The sequence below is a fragment of the Streptomyces oryzae genome (assembly GCF_017676365.1).
GTDB classification, from domain to species: domain Bacteria; phylum Actinomycetota; class Actinomycetes; order Streptomycetales; family Streptomycetaceae; genus Streptomyces; species Streptomyces oryzae.
In genome coordinates this window covers 1-13,413 of record NZ_JADKMA010000033.1, presented here as the reverse complement: position 1 = coordinate 13,413, position 13,413 = coordinate 1, and the positions used below count along the sequence as shown (strand labels likewise).

10 protein-coding genes and 3 pseudogenes are annotated in these 13,413 nt (G+C 65.1%); 6 read left to right on the top strand and 7 right to left on the bottom strand.

What is annotated here, in order from left to right; all coding sequences use genetic code 11:
* Positions 1-297: 297 nt before the first annotated feature.
* Positions 298-489 (bottom strand): hypothetical protein, encoded by a 192-nt coding sequence (locus ITI46_RS09100; protein WP_209238961.1) that lies wholly within the window; start codon positions 487-489, stop codon positions 298-300.
* 430 nt (positions 490-919) lie between these two features.
* Here ITI46_RS09100 and ITI46_RS09095 point away from each other — a divergent pair, with 430 nt between their 5' ends.
* The 3 genes from ITI46_RS09095 (at position 920) to ITI46_RS09085 (ending at position 2,377) form a co-directional block, all read left to right on the top strand.
* Positions 920-1,156: a transposase gene (locus tag ITI46_RS09095; protein WP_247745706.1), complete on the top strand. Its 237-nt coding sequence runs from the start codon at positions 920-922 to the stop codon at positions 1,154-1,156.
* A 290-nt stretch (positions 1,157-1,446) separates the two neighbouring features.
* Positions 1,447-2,052: a hypothetical protein gene (locus ITI46_RS09090; RefSeq protein WP_209238930.1), complete on the top strand. Its 606-nt coding sequence runs from the start codon at positions 1,447-1,449 to the stop codon at positions 2,050-2,052.
* An 85-nt stretch (positions 2,053-2,137) separates the two neighbouring features.
* Positions 2,138-2,377, top strand: coding sequence for a hypothetical protein (locus ITI46_RS09085; RefSeq protein ID WP_209238929.1), 240 nt, complete (start codon positions 2,138-2,140; stop codon positions 2,375-2,377).
* A gap of 211 nt (positions 2,378-2,588) precedes the next feature.
* Here ITI46_RS09085 and ITI46_RS09080 read toward each other — a convergent pair whose 3' ends face one another.
* Entirely contained in the window at positions 2,589-4,700 is a 2,112-nt protein-coding gene (locus tag ITI46_RS09080) for an ATP-binding SpoIIE family protein phosphatase (protein WP_209238928.1), read from the bottom strand.
* Between the two features lie 592 nt (positions 4,701-5,292).
* Positions 5,293-5,781 (bottom strand): annotated as a pseudogene (locus ITI46_RS34705) (transposase); the annotation flags it as partial.
* 291 nt (positions 5,782-6,072) lie between these two features.
* Here ITI46_RS34705 and ITI46_RS09075 point away from each other — a divergent pair.
* Both ITI46_RS09075 and ITI46_RS34700 read left to right on the top strand, forming a co-directional pair.
* The gene (locus ITI46_RS09075) at positions 6,073-6,237 is read left to right on the top strand and encodes a transposase (protein ID WP_209238927.1); all 165 of its coding nucleotides are present in this window, start codon (positions 6,073-6,075) and stop codon (positions 6,235-6,237) included.
* A 422-nt stretch (positions 6,238-6,659) separates the two neighbouring features.
* Entirely contained in the window at positions 6,660-7,214 is a 555-nt protein-coding gene (locus ITI46_RS34700) for a transposase (protein ID WP_247745705.1), read from the top strand.
* A 285-nt stretch (positions 7,215-7,499) separates the two neighbouring features.
* Here the strand turns inward: ITI46_RS34700 and ITI46_RS36010 are convergent.
* Positions 7,500-8,326: pseudogene (locus ITI46_RS36010) on the bottom strand (oxygenase MpaB family protein); the annotation flags it as partial.
* 394 nt (positions 8,327-8,720) lie between these two features.
* Positions 8,721-9,347, bottom strand: a complete 627-nt coding sequence (locus ITI46_RS09055; protein WP_209238926.1) for a cysteine hydrolase family protein — start codon at positions 9,345-9,347, stop codon at positions 8,721-8,723.
* A 637-nt stretch (positions 9,348-9,984) separates the two neighbouring features.
* Here ITI46_RS09055 and ITI46_RS36220 point away from each other — a divergent pair.
* Positions 9,985-10,302 (top strand): annotated as a pseudogene (locus tag ITI46_RS36220) (transposase); the annotation flags it as partial.
* Positions 10,303-10,392: 90 nt separating this feature from the next.
* Here the strand turns inward: ITI46_RS36220 and ITI46_RS35450 are convergent.
* Together ITI46_RS35450 and ITI46_RS09050 are read right to left on the bottom strand one after the other, a co-directional pair.
* Complete coding sequence (locus ITI46_RS35450) at positions 10,393-10,524, bottom strand: hypothetical protein (RefSeq protein ID WP_280634741.1); 132 nt, start codon at positions 10,522-10,524, stop codon at positions 10,393-10,395.
* A 120-nt stretch (positions 10,525-10,644) separates the two neighbouring features.
* A complete protein-coding gene (locus ITI46_RS09050; RefSeq protein ID WP_209238925.1) occupies positions 10,645-13,056 on the bottom strand; it encodes an ATP-binding SpoIIE family protein phosphatase in 2,412 nt (803 codons plus the stop codon).
* Positions 13,057-13,413: the final 357 nt, after the last annotated feature.

Sequence of the window (13,413 nt, the reverse complement as noted above, 5' to 3'; positions counted from 1 at the left end):
CCGGGTCAACTGCCAACCAGGAGCGATTTTCCGAGAGCGCACAGGTAACGTCATCGACACCTTGACCTCGACGTCCGCGACGGACGGCTCCAGACGATCCGCGCCGTAGCAACCCCGACAAGCTCGCGCACGTCAGCCCGGTGGTGGATGGCTGGGCGATCCTGGGCGAAACACAGAAGCATGTCGGGCCTCGGAATGACAGCCGAGCGGACCCGTTCACCGGAAATCGCAATCTCGAAGGACATGCGGCATGCGCATTGCCGTCTTCTGGAGCCAGTGGCCCCACCGGCCACCTGCTCACGGGTCGCACTCGCCGCCGGACGCCAGATCACCGCAATGACCTGGCAGCCCCACGCGCTTCCGCTCCACCATGACCGGCTCGCTGTCGTCACCGCGGATGTAATCGATCCGGCGGCCGTCGACCCCGCTGTGACGGACCAGGACGGTGCTGTCGACACTCGGCGTGCCCGCCGCAAAGAACCCGCTCAACACCTACTCGCGCGGCGCAGCGCCCGAACGGGCTCCACCACCTGTCGTCCCCTACCGACTACACGAGCGTCGAGGGCCACGCCGACGGCAGGTTCACCGCTCGCGTGGACCTGGCCGCGAGCATGCGGCTCTGCTTCACGATCGCAGTCACCTCCGCCCCACCGTCAGCGTCATCACCACCGTCGACAACCCCACCTGCTTCGAACGAGGTCCTGTATCGGGTGCGTTGACCGACGACGGGGCATGGAGGAAGGGCCTCTTGGTGGCTCGCGGTTGTCGAGTCCAGCAAGAAGCGAGGCCCTGTTGTCGACATGGCGCGTGGTCGTGGTTGCCGGGTCCGGTCGAGCCACTCCTGGGTGTGGCTGTCTCACCCATCGGTTCGGGAACGCGGCCGACCGGCCGGAGCGGCCGGCCACGGTACGGCTCGGACATGAGCGATGACGAGTGGGCGTCGGTGCGGGATGTGCTGCCGGTGCCGAGATGGCCGGCGGGCCGAGGCGGCCGTCCGGAGGGCTACTGCCATAGGCAGATGATCGACGCGGTGCGCTGCCTCGTCGACAACGGCGTCAAATGGCGGGCGATGCCGTCCGACTTCCCGCCCTGGCCACGCATGTATGCCTTCTTCGCCCGCTGGCGAGACGCGGCGCTGGCGGCCGTGCCGGGGTAGCTGTGGTTGTACTCCGGGTCACGATTCGGTCGGCGGCTTCGATCTCGGAGCCGGCGTGCGTGTGAAGTCGCCGTTGCGTTGAGGCGCCGGTTGGGAGCTTCTCCTTGTGCCGCAGGCCGAGTGCTCAGCAGAGCACCTTCCGGCCCAGTTCGTTGCTGGACTCATCGATTGCAGAGCACCTCCGGAGCCGCCCGCCGGGAGGGGTCTCCTCCTGCGGGCGGACCGTGGGCAGCTTTCGGCGAGACTTGCGGCGGATGTGTGCGTGTGGGTGCTCCCGTACCGTCCGTGCCATGAAACCCTCTGCCGCTTCTGCGCAGGTTCCGCCGCTGAGGCCGCGCGCTGCGCCGGTTCCTGCTTCCGGCGGTGTCCGCGTCGTGGCGGGCGTCGCCGCCGTCAGCTGTATCGGTTTCGCTGTGGTAAGCCTTGACCTGCTGACTACGGGTTTCTTCGCAAGCAGTGGCTACGACAAGCTGACCTCGGAGTATCCGATCGGGTTCGCTGTGGCGAACGTGCTGGTTTTGGCACTGAAGCTGGCGGGGGCGGCGGTGGCGGTGCTGAGTGTCGTCCCGCCGCGTCACCGGTTCCTTGGCCCTGCTGTGCTCGGCGTGTGCCTCTGGAGTGCGTTCGCCACCCTCGCCGTGTACTGCGCAGGCAGTGTTGCCGAGGGGGTGGGCATGCTCGCTGGGGGTGAGGGCATTGCCCCGAGGGAGGCTGCCTACGTCGCCTTCTTCGCCCTCTATGCGGCGTGTTACGGAGTGTTGGCGTTCTCCTACCACCGCCGGGCCGGCTTGCGCCCCCGCCATGCCGTTCTGGGCTTGCTGGGTGCTGCGATGCTGGGCTGCGGCATGGCAGCGACGTTCATGGCACTGGCCGCGCTGGATTTGGTGCCCGCCTGACCAGCCGAGAGCGCCGGAGTGCCCACCTGCCTTGTGCTCGCCGGTATCCTCGCCACCCCGTCACCATCCCGGCCACACCCTGGCCTTGCGCGCACTCTGGCCGGACGCCCCGACCTCTCCGGCACACCCGGCCAAAGGCCCTGCGAGGCCGGGCGCGAGCAGGCCGTTCCACCTGCTCGCCACGGCCTTCACTCTGTCGAGCTTCGCGATGTACGTCGTCGTCGCCCTCGTCACGCTCTTCCTGGAACGCGGGTACACCACCAGCCAAGCCGCCTGGGCCCTGGGAATCGACGGCGCCGGACAGCCCCTCGGCCGCACGCTGTAACGCAGCCCTCGCACGCCGCACCAACGCCACCGCCACCGCCCGCACAATGCGGTCCCGCTCACCGGGCCCGGGAGGCTTCCCACCGTGCCGAGGACCACGGGCTCCAGGCGGACCCAGTCCAGCAAGCGTGAACCCGAAGTTCTCCTGATCAATAGATGCCCCGCCAAAAGGCACTTCATGAGACCAGGACTTCGCTCGCTTCGGCCCGCAATTACTCCTCCGCCGCCGTAGCCTCTTCCAATGCAGACAGCAGGCCGGGGACTGCAGGCCCCTGGCCTTGGCTTTCCTTCTCCTCCTGCCGCAGCCTCACCCAGATGCATTTTCCGTCCGGGGTGTACCGTGCACCCCAGCTGCCGTTCATTGCCGCCGCCATTTCCCCGATCATCATCAGACCACGACCGCTCTCCTCCATGAGCCGGATAGGCTGCATATGAGGCATGGACTGGCTGCCGTCATAAACTTCGATGACAAGGTCATGGTCCAGATGAAGCAGGCGTAGTCGCACGGGCCCTTGCTCGGTGTGTCGGATCACATTGCCGACCAGTTCACTCACCACAAGCTCGGCTGTGAACACAAGGTCTTCCCTGCCCCACTCACAGACCTGGGCCACGATTTTCCTACGGGCGCTGCTCGCAGATTGGGGATCCCAAGGAAGGTCCCAAGCGGCCATCCTCTCTCGGGGCACGCGAGTCAGGCGCGAGAGAAGCACCGCAGCATCCTCTTCGCGGTTCTCGTCCGTCACCAGATCTGTGAGGGCGTCGCATACCTCCTCCAACGAAGTCTCACGCTCGAACGTGCTGGCGCTCTGCAACAAGCGCGTCACCTCGGAATGCAGACTTCCGCCGCCGGTCTGTCCTCCGGTGAAGCCTGATGTGGACAGAGCCAGCAGGGACCCTTCCGGCACATCGACGTGGGTGATTTCGTAAGCCAACGGGGAGGCGCCCAGCCCGGGCCCTACGTGCAGGTCGGAAGTCCTGGGCGACAGAGCCGGGGCGGCCAGAACAGGGGGCGGGTGCGCCGCACTGACCAGAGACAGGCAGCCGGTCGTGGCGTCGTACAGTGCGAGCAGGAGATGGGGGTGGAGATCCCCAGCGAGCGCTGTGGTGACGACCTCGCTTTCCCCGAGTCGGGCCATCAGTTCAGCCAGTGGATAATCCAGCGCGGCCAGTTCCGCCACCGTGGCACGCAACTGGCCCATGGTGATGGCTTCACTGAGTCCACCGCCCGTCACGCTGCCGCTGACAAGCATCACCCGCCCGCCAGACAACTGGATGGCGTCGTACCACGAGCCGCCGATCTCGACGGACCGGCCGGTCGCATGGCGGGCAGCGACGGTCACCGCCATTAGCCGGGGGAGGATTTTCGGCTTGAGGGTCCGCCACAGCTCCCGGGCGCGCGCTCGTTCAATCTCTTCTGCACGCTTACGCTCGGTAATATCCTCAAGCATCACCGTCACATACTCGCCAACCTGGGCGGCACGCGCGGAGTAGGCCACCATCGCTCCTGTGGCGGGCTCTCTCAGGATCTGCAGCTCCTGCGTGATGGCTGTCCCGCCCGCCGCGCGGGCACGCGCCAGCATTTCCTGCAGCCCAAGCTCTGCCAGCGCTTCATCCGCCTCCCAAGGCACGGCTCCGACGATGGTCACACCTCGGGCTGCGCCTTGATTACGCATGACCATATTTCCCCATGCCACCCGGTTATCCATGGACATTGCGAAAACAGGGTCCGGGTGGAGTTCCTGAAGAGTGGTCAGCCACTCCAGTTTGCCGCGCCGCAGCGTGACGTCTGCCAGGGTTCCATATGCCCTTTCGGCCACACCGCTTTCGTCATAGACAAACTGGCCACGCTGCTCTACCCAATGGACCTGGTTGTTCGCATCCAGCACGCGATACTCAAGCGCAAATGTCTCCCGCGTGTCCACCGCTCGCTTGGTTCCCTCAACCACCGCCGTACGGTCATCGGGGTGGATGCGAGCCAGCCATGTCTCAGGCCGGTGATCCCATGTGCGCGGAGTCAGCCCTGCCAGATCCACCAGGTCCTCACCGACGTCATCCATTGTCACACCGGTGGCCTTCTCCCACTCCCAGGTGCCCACCTGGGCGATCGCCAACGCCCGACGACGCTGCTCGGAGCCATAGCCATCACGCCACACCTGCGGTCGACCGGCGCACTGTGCCTGGATCTGCGCCAATCTGCGGCCGATCACCAAGGCGAGTTCTGCTGCGTATTCCTGCCGATCCGGGGGCGGCTTCCCGCACAACAGAGTGGAGATTGTGCCCACGAGACGATCTTCGATCAGCAGCGGAACGGAGAAGGCTCCCACAGAGCTCCACCCCGCTGGCGCACTCTCCGAGTCCGCCGGCGCTGGAACGGAGGTGGAAGGCCAGGTCAACGACCAAGCCATCTCCCTGTGGAGTGCAGCTCTTTCAGGAGCCGAATCATCCACGGACTGCAGACGTTCCCATCGCTGCGCAACTGCCTCAGGGAGCCCCGTTGTCGCCACAAGGCGCAGAAAGCCACCGGTCTCCCGCAACTCGGCCAGGTGTGCCAGACCGCCCAACCCGCCGAGAGCCACCACGATGTGCTGCAAGGCCAACCGCAACAGGGCGTCCTCATCGAGGTCCGGGGATGTCGCTAGCAGCTGACGACGCAGACGGTCGTCGTTCCCCGTCACCTGGAGCCCCCGACGGCGCCGGTCACTGACGGCTCCCTTCCTGTCACAGGACTGGTCGAACTGTGGAAGGAACCGAAAGGAGAGCAGCTCATCGCACGTTTCCTCCCGCTTCCAGCACTCACCGAAACGAGCACAACAATATCTTGGATTGATCTTCCGTACGCTCGTGCACAGGACCGCATTTCGAGTCAGCTTCTCGAAGAAGCCAGTAGCCGAGAGGAAGCAGCGAGCGTTCCCAACCTCAGTTTGGGAAGGTTCGGTGCAGAGGGAGGACGGTTTGGGACGGGGTTGGTGATTCGGGTGGTGAAGCGCCGGAGCCTGTGCAGGAGTCGCCAGGTCTCGAGGGCGGCCATTGCCTGTTCGACGAGCACGCGGATCACCGCGTGCGAGCGGTTGACGGCCTGCTGTCCTGCGGACAGCTTCTCCCAACGCCCCCAGTAGGGCCCCCGTATGGTGCCGTCGGCACTTGTGTTTGCCGGAGTAGAAGGTGCGGTCGGCGGCGATGCGGTCGATCGGCAGCAGCATGCCCCTCCAGGATCACGAACACCGTGGTGGAGGGCGGTGCTCACCGTTTCGGCGAGCGTAAGGAGTGAGGGCGGCGGCCAGGACATCGACGGTCTCGGCGATGTACCGGTAGGCGGTGGTGGCGCCCACCCCGAAAACCCGCAGCGTAGGTATGGCCGCAGCGCAGGTGTGCGAGAACGAGCAGGGCCTGGCCGCCCACGCTCACACTGGTAGAACCAGTGATCCTGGTCGTGAACCCGTGTACCTGGGGCTTCTGCACGCTCAGACCCCGCCCTTCACCCGGCCAGGCTGGAAACGCGCAGAGGCTGTTTTCTCTCTATAGATGCGCTTTCTCCAGCAATTTTGGACACGAGACGATCGTCTTGTGGAGCTGTCGGCGCACTGCTCACTTGTTTGTGTTGCGTCACCTTGTTTGTGTTGCGCGGCCGCTGGGAGTTGACCGAGCCGGACGGCGGTCGGCACGCCCTGAACATCGGCGCCCGCCGGAGCGCGATCTGTGCGCCGTGAGATCACGAACGCGATCCATACGAGGACCGCACCAGGGTGCGCTTGGCGCCACCTGCCGCACGACTTCCCGGCCTGGGACACCTGCCATGGCTACTTCGCCACATGGCAGAAGGTGGGTTCGTCCAGCTCACCGGCGTGGCGCGCAGGCTGTTAGGTCCTGTTCGAGTTGTTGATCAAGGTGGTGAACGCTCTCGCAATGGCTCGTGGGGACCTGGCGGGCCAACAAGTGGGACGCCTGGAGGCGGTGTTGTCGCCGCTGCCGGTGATGGGGCGCAAGCCCCGGGACCGGCTGCAGGTCTTCAACGTGATCTGATGGCGGGCCAGAACCGGGTCGCCGTGGCGGGACACACCCGAGCGGTACGGGCCGTCTGTGGGAGACCGGACATACGCTCTTCCGCCGCTGGCATATCGACGGAACCTGGGCCCACGTCCTGAAGAAGCTGCAGGTCAAGGCCGATAGTGCAGGGCACGAGTGGGAGGCGTCCGTGGACTGAACGGTCTGCCGAGCTCACCAGCACGCGGCCGGAGCCCGCAAAAGGGGGCACACACCGTCCGGGCCGGAAGGGCCCGGACAGCTTGGCGGCCGAGCCGGACGACCACGGGCTCGGCCGCTCGCAGGGCGGGCTGACCAAGCTCCACCTGGCCGCCGACGCTTCCGGGCACATTCTCGTGGTCGTGGTCACCGGCGGACAGCGCGATGACGCACCTCAGTTCACCGAAGTCAGGGACCGCATCCACGTGCTCCGGCCCGGCACCGGGCCTCCGCTGGCCTGCTCTGATCACGTAATCGTCGACCGCGCCTACTCCTCCTGCCAGATGCGTGACTACCTGCGTCAAGCGGCAGATCCCGCACACCGTTCCGGAGAAGCGAGACCAGGCTGGCCACCGTCTGCGCCAGGACTCGGCGGGCGGGCGTCCGCCCGGCTTCGACCGCGAACGCCCTCGACGTACTTGACGTCCTACACCGTCAGGTGGTGGTGCGCATTCACGACGGCGCGTTCTCCACAATGGACCTCACCGACCGCCACCCGCGCACTCGGCGAGCTGCTGTCCACCGTGAAGTTCATGGCGCAGACCCTCGCCGCCGTCGGCGAACTCCCGCACGACCTCCAACGCCTCCAACGGAGCTGACGTACGACCGGCTCCGGGCTGCCGAGGTCAAGGGCAGCAAGGGCGGACGCCGCCCCACTGTGGCGGCCGACAAGACCGACGCCGTGCGCACCGCGTACCTGGAGGGCCGCTCCATCGCCGCCCTTGCCCGCAAACACGACGTCAGCCGCGGCGCCGTCCGTACGGCCGTCGCCGACCTCATGCCCGAACACACCGCGGCCGGCCATGAGCACACCCCGGCCGGGGAACTGCCGGTCACCCTCGACATACCCGGCAAGGCACGCGACTTCCTCCGCAACGCCGACCTGGACCCCGCCAAGAGGGCCGCGCTCGACCAGAGGGGACACGGCCGTCGCCGTCCGTGTCGAGGGCGGCCTGCAGCTCGCGGCACCAGGCGGCGGAGGCGTCGTAGAGCCAGGTCCCCCCCCCCGGGTTCGTCGAGGCTAAGGCGGGTGGCCAGTTCGCGTGCCATGGCGGCGAGGTCAGGCCAGTCGAGGTGGCCGTCGCCAGTCTGGTCCAGCACCTGACGGAAGAACTCCTCCGCCGAGCGCTGGCCCTCTCCCGTGGCCGCCGAGGCGGCCGGGACCGGGTCGGGGCCGGGTGTCACTCCTCCGTGGTGTGAGGAGGCGGAGCAGGGCCGATGCTCGCTTCATGCGGGCGCGCAGCGCGGTCACGGTCCGGGCGGGGGGCGTCGCTGTTGGGCGCGAGAGGGCCTCGATGATGGTTTCGGCATCGATCCAGCCCTCGGGCAGGAAACGGCTGAGCCGGGCGGCGAGGTAGGCGCCCTGCATGAGCGTCGTGGCGCCGGGCATCTCGGGCAGGCCGGCCCTTCGCCGGTAGGGCTCGGGAAGCGAGGCGACGGTGATCGCGCCTGGGAGCGGACCGACGACGGCCCGGCCGGCCGTCCACAGTGTCGGTGCGCCGTCAGCTCGTCCTTGACGACCCTGTCGAAGTACCGCCGGAAGTCGTTCCGGTCCTTCCTCGGGGAGTTCCCCGGCGTCGCCGTCGAGCGCGGCGAGGAAGGCCCGGTACTCGGCGCACATGCGCTCCATGGTGTCCTGGTCGAGCGGCTGACCGCTCAGTCGGCCCATGGTGACTGCGCTCTCGTAGAGGGTGGCGACCACGTCTGATCTCTCCGCAGAACGTCCACCTCATCACACTGGATCACGCGGAAGATGAGGGCCTCCCGCCTCACTGATTCATCGTCACCAAGCCATTGGTTCCGACCCCTTCGCTCCTGCCCTCCTTCGTCAAGACGGGAGATGACCGGGCCAGAATCGCGCACGAGCAGCCAGCGGTCGGGCTACACCCCTGCGTGCCGGGCCTGTAGCGGCCTGTAGCGGGCCACTGAACCGGAGAGGACTACCGTGCTTCTTCACCCAGCCACATAGCCTCTCCCGGTTCAAGGCCAATTGCCCAGGCCCTCTCCGAGATGGCCGTGTTCGACAGGAGCGCAGCCTGGACCATTCCTTCTTTGAAATCCGGTGAGCATTTGCTCACTGGGGCCACGACGTACCTCTCGTTTCCTCATGGGAGGGCCCCTACCGGGTATCTGCCGGGAGACCTCGGAGCGCCTCCTACAGTCTCAAAGCAGTTGCGCCACGGTGCTACCTGATAGGCGAAAAACCGCTCCATGGCGGTCAGGGACGGCTCCTTCTGTCCTTCAGGACCGGCAGTGCAATCTGTGGCGACCAGCATGGTGTAGTCCAACTGGCTGCCCGTGCGTACTGTTGATTCCACGCAAACGTTCGTCATTACGCCGGTCACCAGGAGCTGATCCGCTTCGAGGGACCGCAGAACCACCGCCAAGTCGGTGTGCAGGAACGCGTCGAACCGATTTTTATCGATGACCACATCGTGTTCGTGCGGTTCGAGTTCGTCGACGATCTGGGCATCCCATGTGCCGCGCACAAGCGGCTGCTCACCCGCGGGGAAATCCCGGGCCAAGTATTGGGGGCAGTCGACCAGGCCGGCCCTCCAGACGTGTCGCGTATAGATGATGGGCAAGTCCTCTGCGCGGGCTGCTTCGAGCAGCCCGCGAATGGTGTCGATGACCTGGGCTGTCCCAGGCAGGGCCATCACATGACGCGGAAGACTTCCGTTGGGGTGGCAAAACCCGTTCTGCATGTCGATGACGAGTACTGCGGTGTTCATCAGTCTCCTTTATGGGAGGACAGACCGTTGGCGCGGCGGCTGCACATGCGGATCGCACCAACTGGTAGGCCAGCGGGAAGAAGATCAAGAGCCGAGGGAGATGTGCGGCGGCAGCCCTGCGCCAGAGGTCTGCTGCGCCCGGTCGGTGGAGCATGAATGGAATCGATCGCCCCTCAGCACTGGTGGGCTTGCGTAGCTCCGCAGAATCCATCAGCACTGATGGCGGCAGCGATTTCCCTTGAGATGGGAAGACATAGCAAGGCTGAGGCCGGGGGAGTGGTTGGAGTGGTTGCTGGGACATGTGCGCGTCAGTGTGGTCAGCACGGGCTTCTCGTGGCGCGCTCCCCATAGTGCGCACGAATGGGCCGGCCGTGAAGGCGTTGTGCTTCCCCGTGGTTGTCGAGACTCGTTGGTTATGCGGCGAGGGCGTGTTCTTGCTTGTGTCGCCGGTGGGTGCCCAGCAGGGATGAGGTACCCCTGGTACTCCAGTGTGACTTCGCGATCTTGTATGGCCCACCCGGGAACCGAGGCGGCCACCGCATGATCACCGGGGTTTGTGAAGACTCCTGAAGATCGTGCGGTGGCTGCGGACCACAGCGTGGAGGGTGCCCGATGGCGGGCGATGTTCGACCAGGCCATGGCCCCGATTGCTGGACGGTTCGGGAGGGGTGAGCCACGTGCCACCGCTCGTGCCCATCTGCTCGGGTCGCTGTCGGGTGTCGTGCGGAAGAACCGCTGGCAGCTGGCGGAGCGGGCGAACCATACTCGTCCTGGGCCGACGCAGCAGCTGTTGCGAAGCACCCGCTGGAACGCCGATACCGCCCGGGACGATGTCCGCTCCTATGCCGTCGAGCACCTCAGCACCGACGGAGGTGTTTCTCGTTCTCGACGAGACCGGTTTCATGATGAAGGGAAGGGTTTCGGCCGGGGTGCAGCGGAGTACACCGGCACCGCCGTGGCCCTGCACCATGGCGCAGCCGATTGCCGCAACGGCAGCTCGCCCATGTTCAGGGGGCCGGCCCACCGCGAGCGCTGAGGCGGTTGCTCAGAGGGGCGAACGCCGGTGTTCCAGGGTGGCGATGTCGCCGATCGCCTTTCCACCCAGCACGATCGCGCGGGCCAGGTCGGCCAGCATCCATCCGCGCTGACACACCGGCTGGAACCTGTCAGTCAACATCGCGTGCGTCGTGCCTCGGCCGGCCCGGTCGCCCCGGCCTCGTCAGAAACGGTTCCGCGATACACCAGCCCAAACCCCACAAACACATCCGTCTGAAACAGCAGCGAGAATGGGTGAAATTCAGTCAAGAAGCTGCTCGGTCCAGATGGTTTTCCCGGAAGCGGTGTATCGACTTCCCCATCGATGGGAAAGTTGAGCCACGAGAAACAAGCCGCGTCCACCCTCATCGTTTGGCCGCGCACGCCGCAAGTGTGGCTGGGTCTCACTCGGATCAGAAACCTCGCAGATCAATGATTCATTGTGAATCAACCGCAGCTGGATGGGGCCTCCGGTATAACGGACGGCGTTGGTGACGAGCTCGCTGACAATCAGTTCGGTGGCGAGCACTTGGTCAGGAAGATTCCACGCTTCGAGCTGCCTGTTGGACAGGTCCCGTGCCCTTGCGACTGCCTGCGGGTCAGCGGGGAATTGCCAGCCGACCGTAGCGGTTTCCGGCAATGGTTGCACGCGCGCGATCAGCAGCGCTACATCGTTGGCTGGGGCCCGGTCAGGCAGCAACGCATCAAGTACCCTCTCTCCCATTTCTGCTGGGGTGCATTCGTCGGCAGCCAAGCCTGCAACCTGCTCACGCAGCAGATCCAAGCGCTGATCTCGCGTATATCCATCCCGCGCCGCGATGAGTTCTTCGCTGAAAAACGCGAGGACGCTCCCTGGTTCGAGGGACCTCTCGATACTGTCGAACGGAGTACCGCCAGTTCCGAACGGAGGCCCGGGGTTGAGAGGAGCCGGATCAGCCGAGCCGTTGGGCCGAATAATCAAGGGCGGCAAACGACCAGCCGACACCATAGTGCACCGACCATCCACTGGGTCATACACACAATAGAGACATGTGGCCCCTACTGCGGAGTTGGCAGCCTCCTCATCGGTATTCGTGTGGGGCTGCGTCTCGGCCAGACGGACCACCAAGTCGTCCAAACGCGTGAGCAATTCGTCGGGCGGAAGGTCCAGGTCCGTCAGTGTCTGCACGGCTGTGCGCAATCGGCCCATCGTCGCGGTCGCCCCAAGACCATGACCGGAAACATCCCCCATGACGAAAGCGACGCGGGACGAGGACAACTGAATCACGTCGTACCAACTGCCGCCTGTACCCGCGGCAGTAGCGGCTGGTACGTAGTTACCAGCGGCCTGAGTAGCCGTTAGTTCGAAAACGGGCTGCGGCAAAAGACTGCGTTGCAAAGTCTCTACCGTCTTCTGCTCACGCTTGTATCGGCGCGCGTTTTCGATGCCAAGAGCCGCACGTGAACCCACCTCGTCGGCGAGGGTAGCGTCTTGGTCGGAGAACGGGGCCCTTTCCGCACTGCGCCAGAGGACGACTGTGCCCAGTACTTGGCCCCGGGCCCAAAGAGGCACCACCAAGCTGTCCCCGCGATCCTGTGGCAGCAACCAGCGAGAACTGACTGGTACCTCCGCTGACTGCGTACGAAGCAGGCCCACATGTGCAGCGCGCATCGCGAATCGTGGGGCGGCCCCGCCGTTGTCCGGCGGTGCTTCCATGACGAAACCGTCACCGACCGAATACACATCTGAGGGCCACTCGCCCTGCCCATGGGCGGTGGCTGCTCGGTGCATAGGCGAGCCGCGAAAGACCGCACCAGGTTCTTCTCCTCCGAGTACCGCTTCGGAAAGGTCGACAGCTGCAAGGTCAGCAAAATCGGGAACCAAGACCTGTAGCAAATATTCAGCGTTTTGCGTAATGTCCAGAGAAGAGCCGAGCTTTTCGTCGGCAGAATGCAGCAGGGCCGCGCGGCGGCGCGCAAAGTATTGTTCAGTGATATCCGTGAAGACACTCGCAACCCCGAGAGTGGAACCGTTGTCGTATTCCAATCTCAGAGAAGTGGTAGCGAGCCACCATTCACGCTCTGGCTCCGTGCGGAGTCTGGCCCGGTGTTCCCAGTACACAAGCGGTTCGCCAGTTTCCAGGACACGCCTCAGATTTCTGAGAACGACATCGGCATCCTGGGGGACCAGCATCTCGTTGAGCGGCAGGGGAAGTTCGTACTGAGCGCTTGTGTCTCCGCCGAGGACCTGCAGAGGTGTAACGTTGATCCGTGTGACCAGCAAATCTGTATCGTGGATTGCAAAACCCACGCGGGTCTGGGAGAACAGAGCATGGAGGAGTGCCTGATTCTCATCGCGCAGCCGGGCGGCAGATTGAGGTGTCAGTATCACCAGATACTGTGGCTCGCTTCCGCTCATCTGGAAAAAATCCAGTCGCACCTGGATGACTCGTCCGCCGGGGAGGCCTAGGGACGCACTGCTGTACCCATGCTGTGATCCGCTCCTGACCAGCGAAGACCAAGCTGACGGTTCGACCAGCAACTCTGGGAGCCTGCGCCCCCGCAACCGCTCGCACGAAAGTTCCAGAACTTCATCGACCTCGGGGGAACAGGCCTTCACTTCGCCCAGTACGTCGGTGACCAGCAGGGCGGAAGCACCACTGGTCAGGCCCCCTGCGTCACCGAGTTGTGCCATCTTCTCACGTACTTCCTCGAGCCTGTTTCCATCTCATTGCATACCATTGTCGCGGGGATTCGCCGTTCTGCGACATGGGACCTCCCGGTTCCTTAATAACTGAGGCACCTTTCAACCGGATGGCACGCCAACACCGTCGCCGGTGGGCAGGCCAAAGACAGGCATCAGCTTCCAGTTCACCAAGCCAGGAGCCACGCCCAGCCAGGTGATGACTTCGGCGTCCGGGACTGCCTTCGCCGAGCACCTTCACCGAGCTGAGGAAGCTCTTCTCCACGAGGGTGCCGTCTGTGGCGGTCCCGTCGGTGAACTCGGCCAGGATTTGTTGCCGGTGGTCCGGTTTGTGGTCGCCGCACAGCC

What these genes read in the sequence shown, in the direction of transcription:
- ITI46_RS09095 (WP_247745706.1), top strand. Translation starts at nt 920, where the DNA reads ATGAGCGATGACGAGTGGGCGTCGGTGCGGGATGTGCTGCCGGTGCCG.
- ITI46_RS09090 (WP_209238930.1), top strand. Translation starts at nt 1,447, where the DNA reads ATGAAACCCTCTGCCGCTTCTGCGCAGGTTCCGCCGCTGAGGCCGCGC.
- ITI46_RS09055 (WP_209238926.1), bottom strand. Translation starts at nt 9,347, where the DNA reads ATGAACACCGCAGTACTCGTCATCGACATGCAGAACGGGTTTTGCCAC.
- ITI46_RS35450 (WP_280634741.1), bottom strand. Translation starts at nt 10,524, where the DNA reads ATGTTGACTGACAGGTTCCAGCCGGTGTGTCAGCGCGGATGGATGCTG.
- ITI46_RS09050 (WP_209238925.1), bottom strand. Translation starts at nt 13,056, where the DNA reads ATGGCACAACTCGGTGACGCAGGGGGCCTGACCAGTGGTGCTTCCGCC.